A 25,587-nucleotide genomic window follows, 5' to 3' on the forward strand; every position below is an offset into this window, starting at 1 on the left:
GATTACTCCCACTTTGTCTGTTACAGGCCACTAGACACCTCAAGATCCATTATGTCAGTCGCCACGCGTCGGAGGATATGGTTCGTACCATGTTTATGGCTGTCAATCATAATTGGGATTACAAGAACGGCAGTGATAAAAAATAATACAAAGAGCACGTCAGCTCCCCTTCGTTATGAGCACAAGCACGTAAGTTCCGAGAGAGGCCGTTCCTATTATTACGTTGAGAAATGCCAACATATCAGGCCATTTCGCTCCCCCATGTTTGATTGCTGCTGACACCTTCGCAGTAACTAGTGTCGCGACGAGAATAGCTAGTAGGAGAACGAGGAGCTGTACTGAGCGCTGTGCTACTGGATCTTTCCCAATCGGTGGTAAGTCTTTGAGAAGAACTACCATGTTAACGCCCGGGAAAAGATCTGTATTACTAATAAGTTGGAGTGATGTAGCCGTAAGCACAGCACCAAATGTCATGATGCAGTTGTCTTACCCAAACTTGTGGAACAAGAACTCACCTGATGCAACGTCGCCGACTATGCACTTGACTGAGAGGCCACCACTCGTGATTATCAGGATCAGCCACGCATAGCTGTTGAGCTCAGGCATTAAGCCAGCATAGGACGCCCCATACGGTGCCCCTAGTGCAATCAAGAAAACGAGGAAGATGCCGGAGAGCAACTTGTAGACATTCATACCAGTAGTCTTGGCACCTCTGTAGCGCTTTTAGAAATTAGAGTTATTTACTTCTTCACCGGTACGCGGTTCGGAAACTCGTAGATGAATTTCAGCAGCATCTCACAGAACGAAATGAGCTCTGTCGCATCATCAGCTGTCATAAGCTTAATCTCATGACTAGCCTCGTTTCCCTTCTGCCTAATGTGATCAACCCAACCCTTTCCATTCGGAGGTACGTATCCACTACTGGCAAGGAACTCGACATAGCTGATGAAGCTCTCACCGGCCTTAGCGCCCTGAGCAACAGCTATGTGCATAAGAAGCTTCCGCGCGGCGAGCACTGCAGCGGTAGATGCGCCCACTGAAACGCATTTACGTGCTTCAACGTACAACTTTGATGTTTCGTCGGGTACATGTGCAACATCATTGCCCGGTACCACACCCGGCACCTGCCCCTGGTCTCCAAAATATGTAGGACGCGTGCAGTGAGGACAAATATAGACATATTCCTGGGGATGACTACCGGTGAACCATCCCTGACTCGATGAGATTCGGTTTCCGCAGTCACTGTATCCGCAAGTGAACTGCCGAGGGCTAGGCCCAGCTAGACTGGCCCAATCACGCCTTCTCATTGATACCCCCAAAATGATGATTAACAATTTTTAGCTGGACCTGCATAAACCAAGGACCTTCAGTTTCCCGTCTGTGTACAACATTATGCCAAATCGTTTCAGCAGCTTTTCAGTAATCCATCATTTTCCCTGCCCCGCTCGCTCAATTAGCTCCTTCAGCCCATTCAAATCCAATCACCCAGGCACCAGTTCGTTGCCCATGATGAAACCAGGAATTCCGGAAATGCCGAGCTCGCGGGCGAGAGTGCGATTCTTGTCGATGACGGCCTGCCACTTCGGATTGGCCATGTCCGCTCCCAGGCGTTTCGCGTCGAGGTCAATGAAAAGGCTAGATCGATGAAGCTCGACAGTTAAGCCCCACCAATATGAATTCTTAGGCAGATCTTTGTTCGACTACGTTCCCTACAACTTGCCACCCTGCCGCAATCGTGCCTGCTGACAAATCAGCGCCACAATTCCATTCAATAAAGTATCCGCCATTGACCACCTTCGTAAATTCGTCCTGGTCTCGAAGTGCCTCGAAAGCCTCATACTGAAGATATGGAATCACATCAAACCGACCAATACGACCCTCGTCTGCCACAATGGAGAGCACCCAGTTCTGAGATACGGCAGCGGGACTATTGTTACGGGTTCTTATACGAAGCAACGCCTTAGGCCGCGTCAGTTTCGATCTTGCCGGGAAGCTTGCTGAGGATCAGTTTTTGTAGCTCCACCTTGTTGGCGGCATTGTCGATATCAATACCTACCAGCCGTCCGCTCGAATCGTAATCGAGCACGACGCCCTCGGAAACTTCACGACTTTCCACGCTCGGTCTTTCAGAAAGATCGATATAAAGCGAATCAGTGTCTGGATGATAGTTGAGTTTCATGGTTGAAACCCTCGATCCGGAAATGCATTGTGAATCGTCACCTTGTCCTCAAGTGTTATGACTCTTAGATAGCGGCCGCCGAGTTCAGGAATCGCCGCCCAAAAGCGGTACCGGTTGTGCTCCTGTGGTTCTGATCGGATGGAATGCTCCAGCACGAATATGCACCATTCCTTCTTTATGTATGGGCGCTTCCGGAGAACCTCTTGCTCGAAATATTCCGTGAACTTATGCTGAGCCATGACCCTTGCTAAACATCACCGCCTGTCTACTCCCCGACTTTGTGGGCATTCTGTCCGGGTCTCTACACAAGAGAGAAAAGCGACCTCACCAGTTTGCGGCGAACAAGTCTACTAAAAATGTCCAGTGTTTATCTACCGATCTGTTTGGCATTACTCATCTGTTGTGTCGCTTCATGACGCTCAACCGCGGCCCAACGCCGCCCTTGAGCCCAGTGAGCAGGCAACTCTTTATGATGAATCTCGATCCATGCAACAACCGGTTTGTGCTTAGTGGGGAGGCAACCTGCCGGCCAGAAGCGTTCCGGCAGGAATTGTGTACACTGTGCCGGTGCATTGCCAACAATTCGTCACTTCCCATGTCCCCCCCGGGCAATTAACTCCTTCAGCCCCTTCAAATCCAACCACCCTGGTACCAGTTCGTTCCCCACGATGAAGCCCGGTGTCCCCGAGATGCCGAGCTCGCGGGCGAGGGCGCGATTCTTGTCAATGGCAGTCTGCCACTTCGGATTGGCCATGTCTGCTTCCAGGCGCTTCGCATTGAGACCGACTTTCACGGCGATCTCCAAGATGGAGTCCTTGGTCATGTCGGCGTGGGAGGCGAGCAACGCTTCATGGAAGGCTTGGTGCTTGCCTTGTGCTTGAGAGGCGAGTGCCGCCTTGGCCGCGAGTTCCGACGGTTCGCCGAGAATGGGAAAGTCCTTGTAGACCACCCGCACCCGCGGATCGACCTTCTGCAGTTCCGTGACGGCCGGCGCCGCCTTCTTACAGTATCCGCAGCGGTAGTCATAGAACTCCACCAGGGTGATCTCGCCCTTGAGATTGCCGCTGACCGGTGACGCTGGATCGTGAAGCAACTCGTTCTGCTTCGTCGCGAGAGCCGCTTTTTGACGCTCTTTCTGTTCCGCTTCGCGTTTGGCGTCCATCGCCTGCAGTGATTGAACGATCACTTCCGGATGGGCACGAATGTATCGCTCGATGGCAGCGTCATTGACATCCTGAGGAACCACCGACATATTCCTGGCGTCCTTAGCCATGGTGGAGCAGCCGGACACGAAAATAGCTAGGCTGGCTACGATACATAGCGAACACAAAAAGTAGATCCGGGTCTTGACACTGTTCATGGATACGTCTCCTATGGTCTTCTCCCCATTCTTATCGATATCCCTCCCCGCTCGTGCCTCCACCAAAACCGCCCCAGTTGCCGCCGAAGCCGCCTTGGCCGGTTCCCCAATACTCTCCTTTTTGGATCCGCCGATAGGGGTGCCGTAAATCCGGCCGACTCAGCCACCAGAAAAACGAGACGATCGCCACGGTCGTGCCAAGCGTAATCCAGACCCCGAGGCCCTTAATCCGAGGCCTGGATGGAGGGGTGAACCTCACCTCTTGCGCCGGGGTCGCCAGCGCGACCGCGGTGCGATAGAGCCCTTCCCCGAAATGTCCTCGCTCGATGGCCGGTTGCAGATAGAGGCGACTCACCTCGGTCCTGACATCCGGCGTGATGACCGGAAACATGTGGCGCCCCAAGGCCATCGCCGCCTGTCGCTCCTGCACCGCCACCAACACCATCAGCCCATGTTCCTGCTGCGTCGAGCCGATCTGCCATTTCTCATACAGCGCGTCGGCATAGTGCTTGGCGGATGGATACGGTTTGATGCTGGGGACCGTCACAATCACCATCTCCACGCCGCTCTTCTTTTCGAGGTCGATGCAGACGGAGCGGATACGGTCTTTCCACTCCGGCCCCACCACTTGTGCATGATCGCTCACGTAGCCGATGGGGTCCGGCAGAGGAACCCGTTCCTTGGGTCGTTCGTACAACGACGCATGGGCCTGCGCCGCCGACAGCACGAAGACCAGGCTCAGCCAGACCGCCTTTCTCCATGCTGTTTCTGGTCTTGTTCCAATCACGTGATCCGTGCTTCCGCGGCCGTGACAAGCCGATTCAGGCTCTCGAGGTAGCGATCCATGAGTCTTGGAATTTCTTTCTGTCCCGGCGAAATCTGCCCATGTTTGAGCAAGAGCGCGTCGTGAAGCCCGGTAAGATTGATCGCTAAATGAGATTCGACATCTTGAATGAGGGATTCTCCATGCGCCAGCACAGGACGTCCCCACAGCCGTTGGAGTCCTCGGAGGGCAGGCAGGAGCGCCGTGATGGAGAGGGTCAAGAGAATCGTGATGGCCTCTTCGGTGCTTCGGCCTTCCACGAGGCGCTGACGGAGACGAAGCAGATTCCCTCGTAATGCCTGTACCACCTCCGCGGCCAAGTTCCGCGCATCGATCTTCAGACCCACGAAGGGATCTTGTCCCCACAACAATCGATGGGATTCGTGGATATCCTGATATTCAAGGGGGAACGCGAACGAAGCGGACTGAAGATCCTCCGCCGTCAGGAACAGGGGGACGACCACCTGTTCTTTGCTCCACCGCTTGTGAATGCCGTCATATTTTTTCAATACAGAGAGGTCATAAGACGACATCACCAACAGCAGATTGAGATTGGAGCGACCCGGCAAAAATTCGCCCCGTACCGCGCTGCCATATAACAGGATCCCCTCCAATTCATTGCCATAGACCCTTGTCACATCCTTCACGTATGACTTTAAGAGTGCCTGTGTCTCTTCAGGCAATCCGTCTATCGTCCAGTCGACCGACTGCATGGAGTTACTGCGTGCCTCTCGCCGCCATATCGCGATGGGGGGCTGAAGGATCCGGCAACAATCCTGCCGCCATCAAGCGATCCATCATGCCGAACGGAGGCTCCTTGCGGAGTCCGGCTGTGGTGGTTAAGACTCGATATCGGAGTCGTGGGTTACGGTCCAACGTGCTGAAGACGCGGTTCCGGAGAAACGCGATGATCGGATTTGCCGTGTTCCAGAAGAGCACCTGCTCGTCGGCCAATTTTTGCAACATGGTAACCTGAGGGCGACGTGTACGTTCATAGGTCTTTAGTTTTTCAGCGGAATAATCGTTCATCGCCAGACATTCAGGCAGAAGCTCTGCTAGCGCCATCGCATCCACCATCGCCTGCATGCGGCCCTGCGAGGCGTGAGGATTCATCGCATGCGCCGCATCGCCGATCAGCACCGCCCCCTCGGCCACCCATGTCGGAGTACGAACGCGACCCGTCGGCATGAACGCGGTCTGCCTCCAGTCGGTGAGCGTGCGGAAGATCGCCTCATTGGACGGGTCAATCGCGATCCATGCATCCTGTAAAGCAGTGATACCCCTCTCTTTCACCTGCTCATAGGAACCGGCCTTGATCATGTAGAACGCATAGACCTTATCGCCGGCGGCGGGAAACAAGCCCAGGATCGTTCGCTTGCCGACAAAATACTTCGCCTCTCCCATAGGAATCGCCGCGTCCAACAGAGCGATCAAATATCCTTGCGGATAGAGATGAAGGTCAGTCTGGATCTCCAAGGCTTCGCGAACCTTGGAGAATGCTCCGTCGGCACCCACGACCACTTTGGCCTTGATTGTCCTTTGGTCTTCCGCCTGCTTGGCAGTCAGCCCAACGACTCGCCCATTCTCACGAAGGAGACCTGTGAATGCCGATCGATACCGCAATGAAACCGAGGGTTCGCGCTCGATCGCGCTCAGAATGGCATGGTGCGCCACATTCGGTAACGTGACGACGGCTCGATTGTACGGCGGAGGCAATTCGCTGTAGTCGACAGTGCACAGCCGCTGTCCACCGACACGACAAAAATGAAACTTATGGACCGTTCGGGTGGACTGGGACGGCAACTTATTCAAGAGTCCCAGCCGGTCAAGCACCTGTTGCCCGTTGGGTTGCAGGATTTCACCGCGTAAGCCCTGCGGCGGACCGGGAGCCTGCTCCAAGACAATCGTCTTGATTCCTTTCTGTGCCAGCGCCAAGGCCAGTACAGCCCCGCCCCCACCGGCTCCGACCACGGCAATGTCGGTTTCTTCGACCATTGTTTCTCAGCCCGTTTCAACCATCGAGATGCCGTGCCACCTTACCCTCAACATCCCTACTTTTTCCACTCCTGGAATCGTTCCTGGTCTTTCCACATCGAGAGGAACTTTTCCCGAGCTTTCACGGTCATCGCGTGGTCTCTGATGATGTCCAGCCGTTCATCATTGTACTGATTTCCACTCGTCGTCTGATTCATCGACCCGTTGGTATTGATCTCGTCGTCGATGACGACTTGCTTCAGATGCATGAGGCTCTCATGTTGATTGATCCTGATCGGAATCCCTGCTTCCCGCAATGCGGAGAGAGCCGTTCGTTGTTTCGGATCGTTGAGACGTTCCCGATCGGTGAGGATACGCACGTCCACACCGCGCCGTTTGGCCTCAACCAGTGCTTTGACCGAAAGGGGAGACGTCAACCCGTAGGACGCGACAAAGATGGATCGCTTGGCGCGATCATAGATCCGCACAAGATGTTCGAGCGGCCTATCCTCCGGGCCATACCACACTTCCACCGAGGCCGCCAAGGTCTCCGCACCGGACCCAAGCAGAACGGCCGCCAGTAGCCGGATGATGATCGCTCGGCTGTACCAAGGGAAACGATGAAACGCCGAAGGCCGACTCATTCCAGTTCGAAGAGGTCGCGGAAGTGGTCCTCAGACGACTCCCAGGCCTGGGGGGCATGGACTTGAAGCCATTGTCGGACGTACTGTTTCTGGGTGGGCGTCAGCAGTTGCTTGATTTGATGAGAACGCCCTTGAAGCGGATGCAGCAAACTCACGTGTCTTTTCACATCCAGCATCGCGGTTCGGACGTACAGATTCGTGAAGGTCGAAGGCGTTTCCTCCGTCCCTTCCCCTTGCACCCATACCGAGAGAAATTTGTCCAAGACCAGTCCTGCACTGTCCAGCGCCGGTTCGGTATCATGAAACAGCTCGTTTTCGGATTCGGTTAACGGAGTCGATTCCGTGGCGCGAAAGAGAAAATTCTTTTTCCACATCCTGCGTGTGACGTCCTGAGAATTCTCGTCAGAATCCGTTCACCCTGACCTGTCGAAGGCCGCTCGACTTCGGCCATTCCTTTCATGGTTCGACGAGCTCACCATGAACGCATCCATCGGGACACTGCGCTTGCTTCACTTCAACGTCCTTGCAGGCGGCATAGTGGCGACGAGCTGGATCAAAGTCAAGTAACCCCGCTTCGAGTCGGCACTCCTTTTTAACAGGGGCGTTGCATGAATCCTATTCAGCGTTGCTGTCTCTCACGTCCAGACGTAGCCTTGACAAGCAGCGTATGCCTTTGCTACGTTCAAAATTCTTTAATCTCTAAGCCAACTTGGGAGAATCCGTGCAGGTCAAGATCAATGGAAAGCCCGAAGAGATCCAAAACGGAACCGTGCTCGATTTGCTAAAGACCAAGAACATCGAACCGCAGATGGTCGCCGTCGAGATCAACGACAAGGTGTTGGATCGTGACCATCTTGCCACGACCCACCTCAATGAAGGAGACCACGTGGAGTTCCTCTTTTACATGGGAGGGGGTCGGTGAGCACAATGCCGCACAAAGATATCACCGAACTGATCGGCAAGACCCCGCTTGTCCGCTTGAACCGTCTGTCGAAACCTGGTTCGGCGACGATTTACGGAAAAGTCGAGTTTTTCAACCCCGGCGGCAGCGTCAAGGATCGAATCTGCCTCAACATGATCAACGAGGCGGAACGCCAAGGCAAGCTCAAGCCGGGCGGGACCATCGTTGAGCCGACCAGCGGAAACACAGGTATCGGGCTGGCGTTGGTCGCGGCAGTGCGCGGATACAAACTGATCCTCGTGATGCCGGAAAGCATGAGCATGGAACGGGCGAGCTTGCTGTCGTCGTATGGAGCGCAGCTGGTGCTGACACCAGCCTGGGAGGGCATGAAAGGATCCATTAAGGAAGCGGAAAGTATCCTGGCCCAGAACCCGTCGTACTTTATGCCCGATCAATTCTCGAACCCGGCCAACCCTGCGATGCATAAGATGACGACGGCATTGGAAATTTGGGACGCGCTCGAAGGAAAAATCGATGCCTTTGTGGCCGCCGTCGGAACCGGCGGGACCATCACGGGATGCGGTGAAGTCTTCAAGGAACGGAATCCCCAGGTCAACGTGATCGCGGTCGAGCCGGCGACCTCCCCGGTCTTGTCCGGCGGCGATCCGGGCCCGCATAAGATTCAGGGAATCGGCGCGGGTTTCATTCCCAAGGTTCTCAATCGTAAGATTCTCGACCGCGTCATCACCGTAACGGATGACGAGGCCTATCAGACCGCGAAACAGCTTTCGAAAAAAGAAGGCCTGCTGGTGGGCATTTCCGCCGGCGCCAATGTATTCGCCGCCCAAAAGATCGCCGACGAGTTGGGACCCGGCAAGAACGTCGTCACGATCCTGTGCGACACGGGCGAGCGCTACATCAGTATCGAGAAATATTTCAATATCTGATCGTCAGCCAACTTAGGAGGGATGCTCAAAACGGCATGGTCGCCAGCGAGGCCGCAGGCAAGGCGCACGGCGCGATAAAGAAAGAGCGCCAAGTCTGTGCGCGCCGGCGAGACGGTAAGCCGGCAGTGTCTTTGTTCATTTTCAGCATTCCCGATTGACATGGACTTCACCGAAGAACAGATCAACCGCTACAGCCGACATATCCTGTTGCCTGAGGTCGGCGGCAAGGGACAGAAGAAGATCGCCAAGTCCCGGATTCTTCTCGTCGGTGCCGGAGGTCTCGGCTCGCCGGCCGCGCTGTATCTGGCGGCAGCAGGTGTCGGCACGATTGGGTTGATCGACAGCGATGTCGTGGACCTGACCAATCTCCAACGCCAAGTGCTCCATCATACCCCTGACGTGGGACGCCCCAAGGTGCTGTCAGGGAAGGAAAAGATCCAGGCTTTGAACCCTGATGTCTCGGTATCGATGTATGAAGAGCGGCTCACGGCGGGCAATGCGCTCAAGATCTTCGGCGACTACGATGTGGTGATCGACGGGGTCGATAATTTCCCGGCGAAGTTCTTGATCAACGACGCCTGTTTCTTCGCCGGCAAGCCGCTGGTCCATGGCGGCATTCTGCGATTCGACGGCCGTGTCACGACCATCATTCCGAAGAAATCGGCTTGCTATCGTTGCGTGTTCAAAGCCCCTCCGCCGCCCGGTTTGGTGGCATCCTGCCAGGAGGCCGGCGTGATCGGGGTCTTGGCCGGCATTATCGGGACGATTCAGGCGACGGAAGCCTTGAAGCTGGTCCTCGGAATCGGACGGCCGCTGACGGACCGGCTGCTCGATTTCGATGCACGCAAAACCCAATTTCGAGAAATCAAAGTCCGCCGTAATCCGAAGTGTGCGCTCTGCGGCGAACATCCCACGATTACCGAACTGTTCGACGATGGGGACCCCTATGCCGGATGTTCCGTGCGTCCATCCGCATAGGATTTGAGAAGGTGGTGCGACGATGAGCAAAATGAAAGCGCTGGTGTGCCGGGAGTGCGGCAAGGAATACGCCACGAAGGCGATCCACGTCTGCGAAATGTGCTTCGGTCCACTCGAAGTGAAGTACAACTACGACGAGATCAAACAGACAATTTCGCGGAAGAAGATCGCGGATGGGCCACACAGCATGTGGCGGTACCTCGACCTGCTGCCGGTCGAAGGCACGAACTTCGTGGGACCGCATGCCGGATTCACCCCGCTCGTCAGGGCGAAAAACCTGGGTGCGTATCTTGGGCTCGACGAGCTCTACATTAAAAACGACACGGTCAACCATCCGACCCTGTCGTTCAAAGATCGCGTCGTCGCCGTGGCCCTCACGCGCGCACGAGAGCTCGGCTTCGAAACGGTCGCTTGTGCGTCCACCGGCAACTTGGCAAATTCCGTGTCGGCTCACGCCGCCTCCGCCAATCTGCATTGCTACGTCTTCATCCCTGGAGACCTGGAAGCCGCAAAAGTGCTCGGTAATCTGATCTACAAACCGCACGTCGTCGAGGTGGAAGGCAACTATGACGATGTCAATCGGCTCTGCAGCGAGATTGCCGGGGAACATGGCTGGGCGTTCGTGAATATCAACATCCGTCCCTACTATGCGGAAGGCTCCAAGACCCTTGCCTTTGAGACCGTGGAACAACTGGGGTGGAAAACACCCGATCAAGTCGTCATCCCGATGGCGTCAGGCTCCCTTTTGACCAAGATTTGGAAGGGCCTGCACGAGATGAAGTATGTGGGATTGATCGACGAAGTCCGCACGAAGATCAATGGCGCCCAGGCGGAAGGCTGCTCGCCGATCTCCACCGCATTCAAGGCGGGGCGCGACTTCTTCAAGCCCGTCAAGCCGAAGACGATCGCCAAATCGCTCGCCATCGGCAACCCGGCCGATGGGTACTACGCGCTCAAGGCGACCGGCGAGAGCCATGGTTCCATGGACATGGTGACGGACGAAGAAGTGGTGGAAGGCATCCAGCTGCTGGCCCAAACCGAAGGCATCTTCGCGGAAACAGCCGGAGGTGTCACGATCGGCGTGCTCAAAAAGCTTGTCAAACAAGGGGTCATCAAGAAAAACGAGGTGACGGTCGCCTATATCACGGGCAACGGATTGAAAACGCAGGAAGCGGTCATCGATGCCGTCGGACGGCCGACCCGTATTCAACCCAGCCTCGTCGCGTTTGAAAAAACGTTTAAAATGGGAAAGAACGGTGGTGGTGACGCATGATTAAAGTTCGCATTCCGACTCCGCTTCGTCCCTTGACCAAAGGCCTGGGCGAGGTCGAGACCAAAGCCGGCAGCGTCGTGGAGATGATCGAAGCGTTGAACAGCGCTCATCCCGGCATGAAGGATCGTCTCTGCGATGAAAGCGGAGAGCTCCGTCGCTTCGTGAACATATACGTCAACGAAGAAGACATCCGTTTTCTCAAGGGGAAAGACACGTCTCTCAAGGACGGCGATGAGGTTTCCATCGTCCCGGCGATCGCGGGAGGGTAACCATGGCACACTTACGGTTCCATATTCGATTTCCCGAAGACAAGATTCGTGAACCGATTATTTATCAGATCGGGCGCGAGTATAACGTCGTGACCGATGTCAGACGAGCCGATGTCCGCGAGACGACCGGATGGGCCGACCTGGAACTCTCCGGCGATACCGCGGAAATCGAACGGGCCGTCGCGGGGCTGCGCGCCAAAGGTTGTGTTGTCGATCCGATCGAACTCAACGTGGTTGAATAACGATGGATTTGTCCGAATCGGAAATTCAACGTTACAGCCGCCACATCATTCTTCAGGATGTGGGCGGCAAAGGCCAACTCAAGCTCAAACGGGCCAAAGTCCTGCTCATCGGTGCGGGTGGGTTGGGCTCTCCAGCCGGTCTGTATCTCGCCGCCGCCGGCATCGGGACGATCGGCTTGGTCGACGGGGATGTCGTGGATCTCTCGAACCTCCAACGACAGATCATGCACTCGACTGCGACGCTCGGCCAGCCAAAGGTTGAATCCGGCCAAAAAACACTGTCGGCGATCAATCCTGAAATTACGATCAATGCCTATCATCAGTTGGTCGATGCCGAGAACATCCTCCCGCTCGTCTCACAATACGATATCGTGCTGGACGGATCGGATAACTTCACCACGCGGTTCTTGGTGAACGACGCCTGTTTCTTCGCCAAGAAAACATTGATCTCCGCCAGCATGTTCCGGTTCGAGGGGCAGTTGACGGCGATCAAGCCCCACCAAGGCTATCCCTGTTACCGATGCCTTTATCCCGAACCTCCGCCGGCCGGTCTGGTCCCGAATTGCCAGGAAGCCGGTGTGCTGGGCGTCCTTGCGGGCACGATGGGCATTCTACAGGCATCGGAAGCGATCAAAGAGATCCTCGGCATCGGAGAAACGATCGCGGATAAACTCTTGATCTACGATGCGCTGGAGATGAAATTCCGCAAAGTCAGTCGTCCTAAAGATCCGGCCTGTCCTCTGTGCGGCCCGAATCCCAAGATTAAGGATCTCAGTCTGGACTACACCGTTACCTGCACGATCTAACGTGACCGACCTCGTCATTCCCCGACATATCCTCGACGACATCATCGCCCATGCGAAGGAGTTGACTCCATACGAATGTTGCGGGCTGCTGGCTGGAACTAATGGCGTGGTCAGCCGCCTCTATCGCATTAAGAACATTGTCGCGATGGAAGGTGCGCAAAACCTCTCGTCCTTCGATTCCGCCAAGGCCGCGCATCTCGAGCGGCTCTCGCCGGCTGAGCGCGCGGAAATCGCTTTTGTCATGGACATGCAGGACTTTTCATCCGCCAAGAAGGACATGCGCAATAACGGACTCGATCTGCAAGTCGTCTATCACTCACACCCCCACGATCCGGCCCGTCCCTCGGTGACCGATATTAAAATCGCCACCGACTACGAAGAAATTTGGCCTAAGATCAACCTGCCCCTTCCCGCGTACCTCCTGGTTTCACTCATGAGCGCGGAACCGGACGTCAAAACCTATTGGATCCAATCCGGTCGTGTTTCTCCTGCCCACGTGCTCATCCGCTAAGCTGAATTTTTGCGGTTCACATCGTCGCCGGAATATAATAATGTTCTCCTGTAACCTGAATCGGGAACAGTGGACATGCCTGCTCGGCGACCACTCAGCTATGTCTTCATTTTTGCGCTGTCCGTGGCCGCTTTGCTGCCAATATCGGTCTTTGCCGAAGACCGCAGTTTTTACAGTCCGGTGATTTACATCGATAAGGAACAGAATCAAATCCTGATCTCTACGAGTGCAAGCGTGTTCTATGTTGAAGTGCCCGATGCGGCAAAGCCGCATATCGAGAAGCTTCCGCTTTCAGGCCTCGTGGATTTTGTTGTTGAGATGCGAGGTGAGGATAAGCGACCGCTGATTAAAACCTGGAAGGTCAAATCAGGCGAATCGACCTGCATGTACTTTAATGGGAAGGAGTGTAAATAAGGATGGGACCATGTCTTCAGCGGCGTTTTCCCCATCAGGGCTCATACACATCACTACGATGCCCGATCGTCAGCACCAGAACTATCACTTCTTTTTTTCTGATCTTGTAAAGAATACGCCAATCACCAACTCGGTAAGACCACCGGTCGCTCAGGAGCCCCGTCAGGCGTTTCCCCAATTCAGGATACTCTGAAAGGCGGACGATCGCCCGCCCAACCCGGTCTTTGACTGCTTTATCCAGTTTGGCAAGACGGTGTGCCGCTTCCTCTGTGTAGAGGATACGATACGTCATTTGAAGATGTCTTCGTGCTCGACCAATCGCTGGGCACGTTCATCCTCTTCCGCTTTCAACAGAGAAAGCATGAGCTTCTTATCTGCCAAAATCTCGAGCGTCTCGAGTTCTTCAGGAGACAAGAGAACAGCCGACGCAGCACCATTCTTGGTGATAATCACCCGTCCACGTTTTTTCTTGCGTAGGGAAGCCACCATTTCGGGCAAGTGCGCCCGCACATACGACACAGATGCGACCTTGGTCATAGTCGTACCCCTCCCCCCCATACTGTACATGATTGCGTACAAACTCACCAGAGAATTTTCGTGATGAGATGCGCAGCGAGGACGAACTTCCGTTGATCAAATCTAGAAGGTCAAATCAGGCGAGTCGACCTGCGCGTATTTCAATGGGAAGGAGTGAAATAACTCTCACTGTAACACCTCCCTACATAAGAAGAACCAAGAAGTAAGACAACACACCTATTGTCTCTCAATAAATTGAGAGACCGCTCTGGTCTCTGGCTTATGGCCCTGGAGATTCATACTGCGCCAACGATCAAACTCTGCCAGGCGCAAATCATTGGGTTGGCGCCAATCATCACTCCGGAAATATGTCCATGTGTACTCCTCAAGAAAATTAGCATCCAGAACAGTTACGAGATCATCAAGGTAACGATTCGTTAAACCATCCTTTACCCGCACTTCACGCCATAGATGTGCGCATCTCTTTCGAGCCTCAACTTCTTCCATAAACGTGTACTGATACGACGTTACCCCTGGATTCTGCTCAAAGAACTTTTTCTCCATCCAATGAGCACGTGATCCAGCATAGAATAACCATGGTGCAAGTATCTCCTTGGGCGTTGAGGGATCAACTACGATCTGGAATTTCGAGTCTGAAACTGAGCCGGTATGGCTTGTACATGCTAGGAGCGATGAGAAGAGGATACCTCCTAAAAGGTACCGATAGGACATCGGTAATTCTCCATTGCTGTTCAGGCCCTAAATTCCCCTTAGGATTCGCTGGCTCACAAAGAAAGCTAACGGGAATTCTGGAAAGAAGGAAAATTTAACTACGCTACTCCCCGCTGCCGGCCATGTCGTCGATGAGGGGACGATTGATGTCGGTGCAGCCGATGCAGATCGTATCGAAGAGCGCTTCGAAGTCGGCGACGAAGTTTTTCTCATCCGGAAGCTTTTCACTGACAACCTGGGCATAACAGGTTTCGCACAGCATCATCAGGCCCCGCGACACTCCGACCGTTTTTCTTCCCGCACTACCAGCCATACCGATTACACCGATCCTTTTTGGAGGGCCACGAAAAAATCTTCCGCTTCAAGATCGATTCCGCACTGCTGACATTCGTACGGAACGTCCGGTTCCGGCACGTTCAACGGAGTTCGGTCGATTCGCCCACGACAGACATGGTAGAACCGCCCGCGCGCATGTTCGTCATCCATCGGATCACTTTCGTACAGCAGGACCATTGATCAACCGTATCCCCTTGTTCGCTCTAAGCGAGTATACCGAGCTCCGCTTCGGACCCGCAACTACCCGAGTCAAGACATGCTGAGGTTGAAAACGACTACTGTCCCGCGCACTACACCTGAAACTGAGCTTCGTACAAGCCAGCGTAGACTCCGCCTCGACGGAGCAGTTCATCATGTCGGCCATTCTCCACTAACCGACCTTGATCGAGCACCACGATCCGGTCCACATCGTGAAGCGTGGAGAGTCGATGGGCAATGATAAACGTGGTTCGCCCCCTGGTGAGCTCGGTCAATGCTTCGCGGATTTTGACCTCCGTCTCCGTGTCGATATTGGATGTCGCCTCGTCAAAAATGACGATGGGCGGATCCTTCAACAGCACCCGGGCGATCGAGACCCGCTGCTTTTGTCCGACCGACAGTTTGACGCCCCGCTCCCCGATCCAGGTGTCATACCCTTCTGGCAACGCCGCGATGAACTCATGCGCCCGAGCGGCGCGTGCCGCCTGTTCCAGCCGAGACTGGTCTGCGTACAAATCACCGTACAGCAGATTGTCGCGAACCGTCCCGTTGAACAAGAAGGGTTCTTGTTGCACGAATCCGATCTGCTGCCGGAGGTATGCGATCGGTAGATCCCGGATATCCTTCCCATCGATGTAGATCGCTCCATCTGTGACATCGTAAAACCGCATCAGCAGCTTGAGCAATGTACTCTTTCCCGCTCCGCTCATCCCGACCAGTGCCACACGCTCACCTGCCGGCACAGTCGCTGAAAACCCTCTCAGTACTGGGACATCAGGTCGATAGCGGAAGTGGACTCGGTCGAATTGAACTTCACCCTGGGCACGATGGACCGGAGCAACTGCGCCGGGACGGTCCGCAACGTCCGGAACCGTATCCAGCACCTCAAAGACCCGCTCGCTCGCGGCGAGGGCATGTTGCAACATGTGATTGACCGAGTGGATTTGATTGATCGGCACGTAGAACATCGCCAAATAGGACAAAAACAAGACCAACTCGCCGAGCGTCAGACGGCCTTCCATGACTTCCCCGGCACCGTACCAAAGAATCAACACGGTCCCGAAGGCGCCGAGAAGAATCATTCCCGGCGAATACATCGACCATAAAACCATCGCCTTGAGATTCTTGTCGCTATAAGTCCGGCTCAGTCGGTCGAAACGTGCTTGCTCATGTCCCTGGCGGCCAAACCCCATCGTTTCCCTGATGCCGGACAAGGCATCTTGCAGATAGCCGTTCAGCTCAGCGGCGCTCTGTCTGGTCTCCCGATAATACCCATGGACCTTCGACGTAAACCAGCTCGCGGACAAGGCAAGCACCGGGATCGGCAAGAGCGAGAGGGCCGCCAGTTTCCAATTGAGCATGAACAAGAGTCCCGTGATCCCGATCAGCGTCAACGACGCCGTCAACATCCCTTCGAGTCCGTCAATGAAGATCCGCTCGACATGCTCCGTGTCGTTGGTCACCCGCGACATAATTTCCCCCGTCGACCGATTCTCAAAATAGGCGACGGACAAACGTTGGAGAGCGGAGAAGATATGCCGACGAAGATCGTGGACCACCGTCTGCTCAAGTTGATTATTCAGCCGGATCCTGAGCGAAGCAAACAGGTTCTTGAGCACATACGCGGCAATCAAGAGACCGATCGCCCATGGCAATACCGACGCTTGCTTCGCCTGAATCACGTCGTCGATGATGATCTTGATGACCCAGGGAGGCACCAGTTCCATTGCGGTCGCACAGGCCGCGCAGACAAGGGTCGTGATCGCGAGAGCGCGATGTGGCCGAAGATATCGCAGGACTCGAAAAAGAGGTTTCACAAGCGGTACAACACGAAGGCGGGCATCAAATCACGTTTGTCGGCTCTTTTTGCCAATACTGCGAAAACTCGTCGAGTTGCGTCAGAGTGGACATATCCGTCATGCGATCAAGAAAAACTTTGCCGATCAAATGGTCGAGTTCATGCTGAATACACACCGCGTACAATCCCGTCGCTTCGAAATCCAAAGGCTTGCCCTTCCGATCTAGCCCCTTGACCCGCACCAGTGAAGGCCTGGTCACTTTCCCTCTCAATCCATCGACACTCAGACAGCCCTCCCAATTTTCCACCTGTTCGGGCCCATAATACACGATCGAAGGGTTGATCAGGACGGTTTCGGGAAATCCTCCCTCTCCTTTGCAGCCCATCACGGCCAATTGAATCGAACGCGACACCTGAGGCGCTGCCAGTCCGATACCAGGCTCTTCATACATCGTTTCAAACATGTCGTCGATCAGCCGCTGGATCTCCGACGATTTGATTTCACGCGGATCGATCGGAGCGGCAATTTTCCGAAGGATGGGATTTCCCAGCTTGGCGATCTTCAGCATGGTTCCGCTTTTCAGTCTCATATCGTTATATTCGTAACATAGGAATCTCTTGCCTCGCAACCCGCCGTCACAGCCTCCGCTTCGATCTCCGCGGTTCTGGAATCTCAAAGATGTCCTTGTTGGCATCCCACCACTCGGTCCATTCGTTCGACCATGCCGCCCGATCCTGTTTGGTTGATGTCTCCCAATCGTGAAACTCGGTCTCATGGCGGGTCAGAATCCAAAGCGATTGCAATGCCGACAACGCCACGAACCGTTCGTCGTCGCTCACCATCGGAATCAAGATGGGGATGACCGCCTTCTGCCGAACATACCGTGCCTCGAACGCCGCTGCTTTTCGAACGGAAGGATTGGAATCCCTTGCCATGACTTCGATCGCCTCCGGGGCTTTCGTCGGATCCAATCGAACGGCGACGCGCAACGCATGCTCCCGCACCCGAGGGATTTCGCCGGACTCCTTCGCCGTCGCCACGAGAGCAGGTACCCCGGCAACCCCTTTCATCATCAGCAAGGTTTCTATGGCATTGTACCGCACGCGGGGACTCGGCATGCTCAGTGCTTGAACGAGGACGGGCACGGACGGCTCTCCCAAATGCACGAACTCACCCATCGCCCAGAATTCTTGTCTGCCTTCGAGCAACGGCAGCAACGCTTCCGCCCGTTTGAGTTCCTCGGGGCCGAGGGGGTTCTTATTGGGAGGAATCGAGACGTCCGGCACATCGGGATTCTCCGGCGGGCCCTCATAAGGAATTTGGACCGGCCATGTCCGCACCGGCTGATCGAACACCGTGGGAAGATGTTGAGCCTCCACGAAGCCGGCAAGAATAAGCACGGCGATGCTTGCATAATTGATCACGACCTATAAACTCCTCTTCATTTCAGTTCATCGCATACGGCATGTGGGGGGAGGTGCAATGTGATACGGCACGGATTCGGCAATCGGCTTGAGCAGTGGTCCACAACGGACCCGACGGTCGTCGGCCTTAGTCCAACCCTGAGTTGGCTTCTCGCAGATGTTTTCTCACACGAACTTTTTCATGATGCTTCCGGAGCAACTGCCGGCGGACCACCTCTTGGTTCTCTGCGACAATACGGACCAACCGATCCATATCCTCGGCATGATCCCGCACCAGTTCAGACAGCTTCTGGATCTGCCCCTCCAACTTTTCCAGGCGCCAGGCCATATTCCGCAACGGGTCCGAGGATTTTTCCGTAAGCTTCGTCATTCGCCTGGAATCGACTCGGGGGAGAGCTGCGACCACGACATCTCGCTTCATGCTCGCTCCTTTGTTCATGATCAACCGGTGTTCTGTCGGCTAGTATTACCCTCATGGAACGGGAAGTCAACGATTCCGCTTCCTTTCTATTTCCTGGAGGTCCTGCTAGAATCGCCCGATGAAGAACATTTTTACAATGGTATTGGCCGGCGGCAAAGGCGAGCGTCTTTTTCCGCTGACAGACCAACGTGCCAAACCGGCTGTTCCGTTCGGCGGAAAGTATCGCATCATCGACTTTACCCTGAGCAATTGCCTGAACTCCGGGCTCCGGAAGATTGTCGTCCTCATCCAATACAAATCGCACTCGCTGGATCGCCATATTCGGACGGGCTGGAATATCTTCAACGCGGAACTAGGCGAATACATCGCCTCCGTCCCTCCGCAGCAGCGTATCAGTGAAGATTGGTACCGCGGGACCGCCGACGCCGTCTATCAGAACATGTTTTTGATCGATGGAGAACACCCGGAATTCCTGCTGATTCTGGCCGGCGATCACATTTACAAGATGAATTACGCGGAGATGTACCACTGGCTCATCGCCAAGAGCGCGGATGCGGTCGTCGGCGCCATCGATATACCCGTCCAGGAGGCCACTCGTTTCGGAGTCATCGCTGTGGACGAAGACTATCGAATCACGCGATTCGATGAGAAACCGGCACATCCCATTCCCCTCCCCAACGATCCGACCCATGCTTTTGCGTCCATGGGCATCTACCTGTTCCGTACGAAGGCGATCCGCGAGCACTTGATCGCGGATGCGCGAGAAGGCAGCGCGCACGACTTCGGGAAAAACATCATCCCCCGGATGATCGAACAAGGACGTGTCTATGCCTTCAAGTTTCAAGATGCCAACAAGAAAGCCGTCAAATATTGGCGTGACATCGGAACGCTCGACGCCTACTGGGAAGCCAACATGGATTTGGTCGCCGTCGATCCACAATTCAACCTGTACGACCCCGAATGGCCGATCCGCACCTATCAAGGACAGTTCCCTCCGGCCAAATTCGTCTTCGCACAGGATTTCCAGGGAGGCCGGATGGGGGTCGCCCTTGATTCGGTCGTTTGCGGCGGCTGTATCGTTTCGGGCGGCCGGGTCCAGAACTCGGTGTTGTCTCCGAACGTTCGCGTGCAAGACCACGCGGATGTCCGTGAATCTATTATCATGGAAAATGTGACGATCGGCGCGCAGAGCCGTATCAGGCGTGCCATCATCGACAAAGATGTGACGATTCCCCCTCATACGGAGATCGGGTACAATCGAGAGGCCGACGCTCAGCGGTTTACCGTCACTGAATCGGGCCTCGTGGTCATCTCAAAGGGAATGAAGCTGCATGCCGCCGTCGATCCATCCGGTTGATCTCGTCACGGCCCTCCGCCACAAACATCTCACGCCAGCCATCGTGTTTCTGACGTCACGTCGGGCTTGCGACGAAGCCATGGAAACGTTTGACCATGCCGACCTCGTCCTTCCTCCGATACGACAGGAGGCGATCGCCGCCGCACTTGATCGGATCACGACTCAGCATCCCAGCGTTGCCGAGCACCCGCTGATTCCCATCGTCAGGCGGATCGGCATCGCCGCCCATCATGCCGGGCACTTGCCTTCTTGGAAAATCGCGATCGAAGAACTCATGCGACAAGGCCTCCTGGATGCGGTCTTCGCCACGACCACGTTGGCGGCGGGCGTCGATTTTCCGGCCCGCACGGTCGTGATCACTCAATCGAGCATCCGTAAATCCCGGGACTTCACCGACCTGACCATCGGCGAAGTCCAGCAGATCGCCGGGCGAGCCGGGCGCCGTGGGAAAGACCATGTGGGGTTTGCGATCGTCACGCCGTCTCCCTACATAGACCTGGCGGTTCTGACCAAGGGATTGACCGGACAGCCGGAAGCCATCGACAGCCAGTTCACGATCAGTTACCCGATGGTCTTGAACCTCCTGAAGGCCCATCCTCACGAGCAGATTCAGGGAATCCTGGCCAAGAGTTTCGCTCAATTCCAACTCAACCAACGCGCTGAACTCCTCGAGCAGAAGCTGGATGCACTCCATGTGCAAATGGAACCGATCGGCCCGCGCGTCTGTACGGACTGGATCACCCAATGGCAAACCTTCGACCACGCGCGAAGGCACCGCCACACGCGGCATCAGACGCACCGGTCAGAATCGCCTGAAATCTCAGCCCGATTGCCGTTCTTGACCCCGGGCCGCGTTGTGGGACTGAGCCGAGGACGGGGAATTGTCCTTCGCCAATATCGGAGCAAGGGTCAAAAGAATTCCATGCTCACCATCTTACGACCGGACAGCGCCGTCACCGAATGCCCGGTCACCAGCGTGAAAGAAGTGTACGACCGCACGTACGACTGCGCGGAGACACCGACCTATCCTTGGTGTTCTACCGAGACGTTCGATCGACTCAGCCATCAGCTGGAAGAGCTTCCGTCGCGTTTGCCGGTGCTTCCCATACTCGTATCCCCCGGCATCGAACCGCTGCCTGACGCCATCGTCCAATCGTTGGGCGACTTCCCCTGCCCCGCGTGCCCTTCACGACCGGCTTGTCAGAAGGACTTCCTGACGGCGTCACGGCTTCGTCAGGAACAACAGCGTCATACAAAATCGATACAAGCCCTGCGAACCAGCTTGTGGCATCGCTTCCAGGAGCGTGTGGAAGTGTTGCAGAAATTCGGGTATCTCACTCCGGCGACACAATTGACGATCGACGGAGAATGGGCCCGACTTATCCGGATCGATCATTCACTGCTGATTACCGAATTGATCCGCGCGGAAGCCTTTACAGGCGCTGATCCGTCCCTCCTCGCCGGTGTCTTGGCCAGTCTGGCCCATGATGATGATCGCCCTGGAGCGTTTCCGCGCATCAGTCCCGGGTTGAGTTCACTGTTGGGACAGGTTCGCAAATTGGCGGAAAGTTTATCACCCTACGAAGACCCTCCCCTCCTACGCGCCGATGTGGCCGCCTTGGTTGAACGCTGGGTGGCTGATCCTACCCTCACCTGGATTGGACTTTGTCGGCTGACCACGATGGCCGAGGGCGACATCTATCGACTCCTGGCCAGGACCTTGGAGTTTCTGTCGCAGGTACAGGCCCTCAAATCTACGCATCCCGGCCTTGCTGAATCCGCTTCCCAAGCCATTACGTTGATCCGACGAGGAGTGCTAGAGGAATTGCCGTGAGACGCCCAACATGATGGTGATGATGTGAGTCGCATAGCACTCACATCCACTTGCGGCCTTGAATAGATCCCAATCTCCGCGCAGCAACTCCTTCCGTGGATGCACCAGCCCCATTGCTTCGTTCGTAAGACAATCGGCTGGTCGTGTCTCCGTGCTCGACAGACCACGTTCATCCACTGAGCTCTTTCTCAAAAGAAGACGCGGACCTAGCCATGCAGCAACGGATCACAGTGGAGTCCAGAGACCTTTCACATTCACCCGGCGATTTCCACGAAGCTACGATCGTCGCCTGGGGGAGTGCCTAGGCGGAAGGAGCATCGAGGCACGATACAACATCTCTCGGTTCGAGGTCGCGGTACAGGGCGATGGTGAATGCTATGAGAGATAGTCACAATGCTCGCGTGCTGGTGACCGGTGGAGCTGGGTTTCTCGGCTCACATCTATGTGACCAACTGCTGCGAAACGGTCAAGATGTACTTTGCGTGGACAATTTCTATACCGGAACCAAGCGGAACATCGCCCATTTGCTGGACAATCGTTACTTTGAGCTGCTTCGTCACGACGTGACGTTCCCGCTGTTTGTGGAAGTAGACCAGATCTATAATTTGGCCTGCCCGGCATCGCCGATTCACTATCAGAACGATCCTGTTCAGACAACCAAAGTGAACGTGCATGGATCCATCAACATGCTGGGATTGGCCAAAAGGGTCAAGGCCACCATCCTTCAAGCCTCCACTTCTGAAGTGTACGGCAATCCAACGATCCATCCGCAGGTCGAAGGTTATTGGGGAAATGTCAATCCGCTAGGCCCACGCGCCTGTTACGACGAGGGGAAGCGATGTGCCGAAACGTTGTTCTTCGACTATCATCGGCAACATAGGGTCTCTATCAAGGTGGCCAGAATCTTCAATACCTACGGACCCAGGATGCACCCAAATGACGGGAGAGTGGTATCCAATTTCATCATACAAGCATTGCAGGGGACTCCGATCACCATCTATGGAGATGGGTCACAGACGCGATCATTCTGTTATGTCGATGACATGGTTGAGGCGCTGATCAAACTAATGCGCACACCACCGCCATGTACGGGCCCCGTCAATCTGGGGAATCCCGAAGAATGGACCATTTTGGAGCTGGCGGAGCTAATTGTCAGACGTACGGGATCAAAGTCGAAGATTATCCGAACGGAGCTTCCCCCAGATGATCCGGAAAGGCGGAAACCCGACATTTCCGTTGCAAAATCCACTCTCGATTGGTTTCCCAAAATACCATTGGAAGAGGGTATTACGAGAACTATTGGATACTTTGAGGAGCTGCTTCGGTCAGGATCAATCCGCAAGTAAGTTCGAACGGCAAGTCGGAGCCTGTCGCGCGAACCACCCCGAGAAGAGGTTCAGCTCTCGATCATTCATCAGCAGATCATTCCTGCATCGTTCTGCTTCAGGGAGGCCGGACCGTTGAACGGAGCAAGCGTGAACGAAGGCTGATACCACAGTCTCTTTGGAAAAACACGGCAGACTATCGTGGGTTGCTCATCCCATGGAGCAACGGCGAGCCGACATCCGTTCCGTCACCAATTCTTTCAGTTCGGGAATCTCACTCGCAGCGCCAAGGAATGTTTCCCATTCGTCAAGGTTCCAACCTGACCGAAAGAGAAGTTGGGGAGTGACCTTCGGCAGCAGGCTCTGCATCAGCGGGATGAGCGTGTCGCGATGATGCATCACGGCGGTACCCGTCAGACGCAGGATGGAAGGCGAGGCACCCCATCGTGCAATCTCCACCAAACGTTCCGGGCTGGTTTCCGAGAACACTTTGAGCGCCAGCCGAGAGACCGCTCGCCGGAGAGAAGCTCGCAAGCGGATTGATCCGTCAGGTATTCCTGACGCGTCACGTTGCAGTTGGTCCAGTACGGCACTCACAATTTCGGCATCACAAGGTGGCGCGTAAGAGGCCCTGACACCTGCGGCAGCCGTACGGGGATCTTCAATCCGGTGTTCCAGCGCATTGTGCAAGGGATGAGGTATGCGGCGGGTCGGCGCCGTCCAGTCGAGCACCCCTTGAAAAACATGGCCTTCATTTCCCGGCGGCGTTCCGGTGAAGTAGATACCTGCCCTGCTACCAGACTCGTAAATCTTGTAGAGCGCCAAATCCAACAGATTGATCGGCCAGCCAAGGTCTTCTGACGAGACAATCCTCGCCTGCCCGGCTTCAACCAACGGCAGCGTGTTAAGGAGAAGATCTACGGCCTCCCCCACTTGTTGTGCATAAAAACTGATATGAGGAGTCTGGAGCGCGACCAGTCCCTTTGCCATTCCCCCTCTCATCTTGTGAAGCAGCCAACTGTCATCGAGCACATCGGGCAGGCGAATCACTCCATACGCAGGGCCATTGTCAACCGAGGCTGCCAGCGTCACCCACTCCTCAAGCTTTTGGGTCTGGTCGTAGACGTGGAATGGAACATACTGAACGGCTTTTGCGGTCGAAACGACTATGCATTGACGTGCCCGAAATTCGCGGCTGCAGTCCACAATGTTCCGCGTTCCAAAGACATTGGTTGAGATCATATCGGCCATCCGGATCTCACCAAGACTCGGCGGCAGCAGACGCTTTTCCGCCAGATGATACACCACGTCCGGCCTGTATCGCGCGAAGAGGGTTGTCAGTGAGTTACGGTCTCGGACGTCGGCTTGAACAGTGCGGACGACGCGATGAGATGACGCGCCACCGACTGTGGGCGATCGACTGATTAGAACCACACGTCGGGGTCCATACGGAAGTAACCGCTGAATGAGGACCTTTCCAATATGACCCGTCCCTCCCGTAACCAAGATGGTGCGGTCCCGTACCTCATTAAGTATGTATGAAGATCCTGGAAGGCGGCGAACCGTAACGGAGGGATCCTCCAGCAGCGCGCCACGGCTTTTTTTCATACGAATGAGGTCGGAAGTAAGGGCTTGTAGCCGGTCTTGTGAGCAGGTATGGTCAGGAGAAAGTTCAGCGATGGCGCGAATCAGGTCGAACTCATCAACCCTGTCTATGTGGAACGACCGGGTGACCAGGCGGTCGATCCCGTCCGAGAGATGTACTCCGCTTTTACTCAATATATCCTGCTGCATTGGCGAGGACGAAGGCGAGCCGATGGTGCAGGGGTTTTCTCCAACCAACGGAAGAGTTCCGACGGAGATGGCATCTCAGTCGCTCATGTTCCTTCGATTATTCCTTACTCACGCGCAGCCATGCACTGACTTTCCTCGACGCATGAGAGATGTACCAACCCCGACAGGAAACACCTCTGCGACCTATAGCTATTTCATACCGGAAGCTGGTTTCGCTTCCGCCCCCGTCGGTATTGTCCAAGTTGCACAACGCAATGTTCAAGAATCAGTCAGCATGATGTCTGACTTACAGGATACAAAACATTCTCCACAGCAGCTCTTCAAGGAGCTTCATGGAACTACCGGCCACCGTTGCCTCGGAGATGGTCAATGAAAATGAGATCGCTCGCGGAGATAAAGGCTCGGCATATTCTACCCACACTAACGAATTGGTCGTCCTTTTGAGAGGCAGTAGGCACCCATTCAGTTAGATCTGGCAACCCCTCTTTAGAATGGGAGACATTTTACTTACATTATTTTTGCTTAATAAC

At 55.1% G+C, this 25,587-nt stretch carries 34 protein-coding genes; 13 read left to right on the forward strand and 21 right to left on the reverse strand.

Annotation, left to right across the window (positions count from 1 at the left end):
• Positions 1-159: 159 nt before the first annotated feature.
• The 11 genes from A4E19_13375 to A4E19_13425 form a co-directional block, all read right to left on the reverse strand.
• Entirely contained in the window at positions 160-474 is a 315-nt protein-coding gene (locus A4E19_13375) for a hypothetical protein (protein ID OQW37391.1), read from the reverse strand.
• A 12-nt stretch (positions 475-486) separates the two neighbouring features.
• Positions 487-693, reverse strand: coding sequence for a hypothetical protein (locus A4E19_13380; protein OQW37392.1), 207 nt, complete (start codon positions 691-693; stop codon positions 487-489).
• A 47-nt stretch (positions 694-740) separates the two neighbouring features.
• Positions 741-992 carry a hypothetical protein gene (locus A4E19_13385; protein ID OQW37393.1) on the reverse strand — a complete coding sequence of 84 codons (252 nt, stop codon included), beginning with the start codon at positions 990-992 and terminating at the stop codon, positions 741-743.
• A gap of 968 nt (positions 993-1,960) precedes the next feature.
• On the reverse strand, positions 1,961-2,179 hold the full coding sequence (locus tag A4E19_13390) for a hypothetical protein (GenBank protein OQW37394.1): 219 nt from the start codon (positions 2,177-2,179) through the stop codon (positions 1,961-1,963).
• Positions 2,176-2,418, reverse strand: a complete 243-nt coding sequence (locus A4E19_13395) for a hypothetical protein (protein ID OQW37395.1) — start codon at positions 2,416-2,418, stop codon at positions 2,176-2,178. Before A4E19_13395 ends, A4E19_13390 begins: the two co-directional genes overlap by 4 nt.
• A gap of 347 nt (positions 2,419-2,765) precedes the next feature.
• Positions 2,766-3,431, reverse strand: a complete 666-nt coding sequence (locus A4E19_13400; protein ID OQW37396.1) for a hypothetical protein — start codon at positions 3,429-3,431, stop codon at positions 2,766-2,768.
• Between the two features lie 139 nt (positions 3,432-3,570).
• Positions 3,571-4,326 carry a hypothetical protein gene (locus tag A4E19_13405; protein ID OQW37397.1) on the reverse strand — a complete coding sequence of 252 codons (756 nt, stop codon included), beginning with the start codon at positions 4,324-4,326 and terminating at the stop codon, positions 3,571-3,573.
• Positions 4,323-5,075 carry a hypothetical protein gene (locus A4E19_13410; protein ID OQW37398.1) on the reverse strand — a complete coding sequence of 251 codons (753 nt, stop codon included), beginning with the start codon at positions 5,073-5,075 and terminating at the stop codon, positions 4,323-4,325. Before A4E19_13410 ends, A4E19_13405 begins: the two co-directional genes overlap by 4 nt.
• Positions 5,076-5,079: 4 nt before the next feature.
• Positions 5,080-6,357 (reverse strand): monooxygenase, encoded by a 1,278-nt coding sequence (locus A4E19_13415; GenBank protein OQW37399.1) that lies wholly within the window; start codon positions 6,355-6,357, stop codon positions 5,080-5,082.
• A 56-nt stretch (positions 6,358-6,413) separates the two neighbouring features.
• Positions 6,414-6,980 carry a hypothetical protein gene (locus tag A4E19_13420; protein OQW37400.1) on the reverse strand — a complete coding sequence of 189 codons (567 nt, stop codon included), beginning with the start codon at positions 6,978-6,980 and terminating at the stop codon, positions 6,414-6,416.
• Positions 6,977-7,354 (reverse strand): hypothetical protein, encoded by a 378-nt coding sequence (locus A4E19_13425; protein OQW37401.1) that lies wholly within the window; start codon positions 7,352-7,354, stop codon positions 6,977-6,979. The genes A4E19_13420 and A4E19_13425 overlap by 4 nt, the downstream gene beginning before the upstream one ends.
• Before the next feature lie 347 nt (positions 7,355-7,701).
• Between A4E19_13425 and A4E19_13430 the strand changes: the two genes are divergently transcribed.
• The 9 genes from A4E19_13430 to A4E19_13470 all read left to right on the forward strand — a co-directional run bounded on the left by A4E19_13430 (position 7,702) and on the right by A4E19_13470 (position 13,321).
• Positions 7,702-7,902, forward strand: a complete 201-nt coding sequence (locus A4E19_13430) for a thiamine biosynthesis protein ThiS (GenBank protein OQW37402.1) — start codon at positions 7,702-7,704, stop codon at positions 7,900-7,902.
• Between the two features lie 5 nt (positions 7,903-7,907).
• Positions 7,908-8,828 (forward strand): cysteine synthase A, encoded by a 921-nt coding sequence (locus tag A4E19_13435; protein ID OQW37403.1) that lies wholly within the window; start codon positions 7,908-7,910, stop codon positions 8,826-8,828.
• Between the two features lie 159 nt (positions 8,829-8,987).
• Entirely contained in the window at positions 8,988-9,806 is an 819-nt protein-coding gene (locus tag A4E19_13440; GenBank protein OQW37404.1) for an adenylyltransferase, read from the forward strand.
• 22 nt (positions 9,807-9,828) lie between these two features.
• The gene (locus A4E19_13445) at positions 9,829-11,079 is read left to right on the forward strand and encodes a threonine synthase (protein ID OQW37405.1); all 1,251 of its coding nucleotides are present in this window, start codon (positions 9,829-9,831) and stop codon (positions 11,077-11,079) included.
• Positions 11,076-11,348: a molybdopterin synthase sulfur carrier subunit gene (locus A4E19_13450; GenBank protein ID OQW37406.1), complete on the forward strand. Its 273-nt coding sequence runs from the start codon at positions 11,076-11,078 to the stop codon at positions 11,346-11,348. Before A4E19_13445 ends, A4E19_13450 begins: the two co-directional genes overlap by 4 nt.
• A gap of 2 nt (positions 11,349-11,350) precedes the next feature.
• Complete coding sequence (locus tag A4E19_13455; GenBank protein ID OQW37407.1) at positions 11,351-11,590, forward strand: FeS-binding protein; 240 nt, start codon at positions 11,351-11,353, stop codon at positions 11,588-11,590.
• 2 nt (positions 11,591-11,592) lie between these two features.
• A complete protein-coding gene (locus A4E19_13460) occupies positions 11,593-12,396 on the forward strand; it encodes an adenylyltransferase (GenBank protein ID OQW37408.1) in 804 nt (267 codons plus the stop codon).
• Between the two features lies 1 nt (position 12,397).
• The gene (locus tag A4E19_13465) at positions 12,398-12,907 is read left to right on the forward strand and encodes a hypothetical protein (GenBank protein ID OQW37409.1); all 510 of its coding nucleotides are present in this window, start codon (positions 12,398-12,400) and stop codon (positions 12,905-12,907) included.
• Between the two features lie 75 nt (positions 12,908-12,982).
• Positions 12,983-13,321, forward strand: coding sequence for a hypothetical protein (locus A4E19_13470; protein ID OQW37410.1), 339 nt, complete (start codon positions 12,983-12,985; stop codon positions 13,319-13,321).
• 34 nt (positions 13,322-13,355) lie between these two features.
• Here A4E19_13470 and A4E19_13475 read toward each other — a convergent pair whose 3' ends face one another.
• From A4E19_13475 to A4E19_13515, 9 genes are all read right to left on the reverse strand, one after another.
• Positions 13,356-13,613 (reverse strand): hypothetical protein, encoded by a 258-nt coding sequence (locus A4E19_13475; GenBank protein OQW37411.1) that lies wholly within the window; start codon positions 13,611-13,613, stop codon positions 13,356-13,358.
• Entirely contained in the window at positions 13,610-13,858 is a 249-nt protein-coding gene (locus A4E19_13480) for a hypothetical protein (protein OQW37412.1), read from the reverse strand. Before A4E19_13480 ends, A4E19_13475 begins: the two co-directional genes overlap by 4 nt.
• A 216-nt stretch (positions 13,859-14,074) precedes the next feature.
• The gene (locus A4E19_13485) at positions 14,075-14,569 is read right to left on the reverse strand and encodes a hypothetical protein (GenBank protein OQW37413.1); all 495 of its coding nucleotides are present in this window, start codon (positions 14,567-14,569) and stop codon (positions 14,075-14,077) included.
• 103 nt (positions 14,570-14,672) lie between these two features.
• Positions 14,673-14,882 carry a hypothetical protein gene (locus A4E19_13490; protein OQW37414.1) on the reverse strand — a complete coding sequence of 70 codons (210 nt, stop codon included), beginning with the start codon at positions 14,880-14,882 and terminating at the stop codon, positions 14,673-14,675.
• 5 nt (positions 14,883-14,887) lie between these two features.
• Positions 14,888-15,082, reverse strand: coding sequence for a hypothetical protein (locus A4E19_13495; GenBank protein OQW37415.1), 195 nt, complete (start codon positions 15,080-15,082; stop codon positions 14,888-14,890).
• Between the two features lie 113 nt (positions 15,083-15,195).
• On the reverse strand, positions 15,196-16,920 hold the full coding sequence (locus A4E19_13500) for a hypothetical protein (protein OQW37416.1): 1,725 nt from the start codon (positions 16,918-16,920) through the stop codon (positions 15,196-15,198).
• Between the two features lie 25 nt (positions 16,921-16,945).
• Complete coding sequence (locus tag A4E19_13505; GenBank protein ID OQW37448.1) at positions 16,946-17,470, reverse strand: formylmethionine deformylase; 525 nt, start codon at positions 17,468-17,470, stop codon at positions 16,946-16,948.
• 67 nt (positions 17,471-17,537) lie between these two features.
• Complete coding sequence (locus tag A4E19_13510; GenBank protein ID OQW37417.1) at positions 17,538-18,326, reverse strand: hypothetical protein; 789 nt, start codon at positions 18,324-18,326, stop codon at positions 17,538-17,540.
• Positions 18,327-18,453: 127 nt separating this feature from the next.
• Complete coding sequence (locus tag A4E19_13515) at positions 18,454-18,747, reverse strand: hypothetical protein (GenBank protein OQW37418.1); 294 nt, start codon at positions 18,745-18,747, stop codon at positions 18,454-18,456.
• A 118-nt stretch (positions 18,748-18,865) separates the two neighbouring features.
• Here A4E19_13515 and A4E19_13520 point away from each other — a divergent pair, with 118 nt between their 5' ends.
• From A4E19_13520 to A4E19_13530, 3 genes are all read left to right on the forward strand, one after another.
• Entirely contained in the window at positions 18,866-20,104 is a 1,239-nt protein-coding gene (locus tag A4E19_13520) for a glucose-1-phosphate adenylyltransferase (GenBank protein ID OQW37419.1), read from the forward strand.
• The gene (locus A4E19_13525) at positions 20,079-21,938 is read left to right on the forward strand and encodes a hypothetical protein (GenBank protein ID OQW37420.1); all 1,860 of its coding nucleotides are present in this window, start codon (positions 20,079-20,081) and stop codon (positions 21,936-21,938) included. The genes A4E19_13520 and A4E19_13525 overlap by 26 nt, the downstream gene beginning before the upstream one ends.
• 377 nt (positions 21,939-22,315) lie before the next feature.
• Positions 22,316-23,284, forward strand: coding sequence for an NAD-dependent dehydratase (locus A4E19_13530; protein OQW37421.1), 969 nt, complete (start codon positions 22,316-22,318; stop codon positions 23,282-23,284).
• 189 nt (positions 23,285-23,473) lie between these two features.
• Here the strand turns inward: A4E19_13530 and A4E19_13535 are convergent, their stop codons facing one another.
• Positions 23,474-24,769: a hypothetical protein gene (locus A4E19_13535; protein OQW37422.1), complete on the reverse strand. Its 1,296-nt coding sequence runs from the start codon at positions 24,767-24,769 to the stop codon at positions 23,474-23,476.
• A 150-nt stretch (positions 24,770-24,919) separates the two neighbouring features.
• Here A4E19_13535 and A4E19_13540 point away from each other — a divergent pair, with 150 nt between their 5' ends.
• On the forward strand, positions 24,920-25,186 hold the full coding sequence (locus tag A4E19_13540) for a hypothetical protein (protein OQW37423.1): 267 nt from the start codon (positions 24,920-24,922) through the stop codon (positions 25,184-25,186).
• The last annotated feature ends 401 nt before the right edge of the window (positions 25,187-25,587 follow it).

It is taken from the genome of Nitrospira sp. SG-bin1, from assembly GCA_002083365.1.
GTDB lineage: Bacteria > Nitrospirota > Nitrospiria > Nitrospirales > Nitrospiraceae > Nitrospira_D.

Coding starts and splice junctions, on each gene's coding strand:
- A4E19_13525 (OQW37420.1), top strand. CDS start 20,079: ATGCCGCCGTCGATCCATCCGGTTGATCTCGTCACGGCCCTCCGCCAC.
- A4E19_13420 (OQW37400.1), bottom strand. CDS start 6,980: ATGAGTCGGCCTTCGGCGTTTCATCGTTTCCCTTGGTACAGCCGAGCG.
- A4E19_13540 (OQW37423.1), top strand. CDS start 24,920: ATGGTCAGGAGAAAGTTCAGCGATGGCGCGAATCAGGTCGAACTCATC.
- A4E19_13505 (OQW37448.1), bottom strand. CDS start 17,470: ATGCTGAAGATCGCCAAGCTGGGAAATCCCATCCTTCGGAAAATTGCC.
- A4E19_13410 (OQW37398.1), bottom strand. CDS start 5,075: ATGCAGTCGGTCGACTGGACGATAGACGGATTGCCTGAAGAGACACAG.
- A4E19_13375 (OQW37391.1), bottom strand. CDS start 474: ATGACATTTGGTGCTGTGCTTACGGCTACATCACTCCAACTTATTAGT.
- A4E19_13475 (OQW37411.1), bottom strand. CDS start 13,613: ATGACGTATCGTATCCTCTACACAGAGGAAGCGGCACACCGTCTTGCC.
- A4E19_13435 (OQW37403.1), top strand. CDS start 7,908: ATGCCGCACAAAGATATCACCGAACTGATCGGCAAGACCCCGCTTGTC.
- A4E19_13400 (OQW37396.1), bottom strand. CDS start 3,431: ATGTCGGTGGTTCCTCAGGATGTCAATGACGCTGCCATCGAGCGATAC.
- A4E19_13385 (OQW37393.1), bottom strand. CDS start 992: ATGCACATAGCTGTTGCTCAGGGCGCTAAGGCCGGTGAGAGCTTCATC.
- A4E19_13460 (OQW37408.1), top strand. CDS start 11,593: ATGGATTTGTCCGAATCGGAAATTCAACGTTACAGCCGCCACATCATT.
- A4E19_13425 (OQW37401.1), bottom strand. CDS start 7,354: ATGTGGAAAAAGAATTTTCTCTTTCGCGCCACGGAATCGACTCCGTTA.
- A4E19_13495 (OQW37415.1), bottom strand. CDS start 15,082: ATGGTCCTGCTGTACGAAAGTGATCCGATGGATGACGAACATGCGCGC.
- A4E19_13520 (OQW37419.1), top strand. CDS start 18,866: ATGAAGAACATTTTTACAATGGTATTGGCCGGCGGCAAAGGCGAGCGT.
- A4E19_13515 (OQW37418.1), bottom strand. CDS start 18,747: ATGAAGCGAGATGTCGTGGTCGCAGCTCTCCCCCGAGTCGATTCCAGG.
- A4E19_13480 (OQW37412.1), bottom strand. CDS start 13,858: ATGACCAAGGTCGCATCTGTGTCGTATGTGCGGGCGCACTTGCCCGAA.
- A4E19_13395 (OQW37395.1), bottom strand. CDS start 2,418: ATGGCTCAGCATAAGTTCACGGAATATTTCGAGCAAGAGGTTCTCCGG.
- A4E19_13445 (OQW37405.1), top strand. CDS start 9,829: ATGAGCAAAATGAAAGCGCTGGTGTGCCGGGAGTGCGGCAAGGAATAC.
- A4E19_13485 (OQW37413.1), bottom strand. CDS start 14,569: ATGTCCTATCGGTACCTTTTAGGAGGTATCCTCTTCTCATCGCTCCTA.
- A4E19_13530 (OQW37421.1), top strand. CDS start 22,316: ATGAGAGATAGTCACAATGCTCGCGTGCTGGTGACCGGTGGAGCTGGG.
- A4E19_13380 (OQW37392.1), bottom strand. CDS start 693: ATGAATGTCTACAAGTTGCTCTCCGGCATCTTCCTCGTTTTCTTGATT.
- A4E19_13490 (OQW37414.1), bottom strand. CDS start 14,882: ATGGCTGGTAGTGCGGGAAGAAAAACGGTCGGAGTGTCGCGGGGCCTG.
- A4E19_13415 (OQW37399.1), bottom strand. CDS start 6,357: ATGGTCGAAGAAACCGACATTGCCGTGGTCGGAGCCGGTGGGGGCGGG.
- A4E19_13440 (OQW37404.1), top strand. CDS start 8,988: ATGGACTTCACCGAAGAACAGATCAACCGCTACAGCCGACATATCCTG.
- A4E19_13455 (OQW37407.1), top strand. CDS start 11,351: ATGGCACACTTACGGTTCCATATTCGATTTCCCGAAGACAAGATTCGT.
- A4E19_13470 (OQW37410.1), top strand. CDS start 12,983: ATGCCTGCTCGGCGACCACTCAGCTATGTCTTCATTTTTGCGCTGTCC.
- A4E19_13390 (OQW37394.1), bottom strand. CDS start 2,179: ATGAAACTCAACTATCATCCAGACACTGATTCGCTTTATATCGATCTT.
- A4E19_13450 (OQW37406.1), top strand. CDS start 11,076: ATGATTAAAGTTCGCATTCCGACTCCGCTTCGTCCCTTGACCAAAGGC.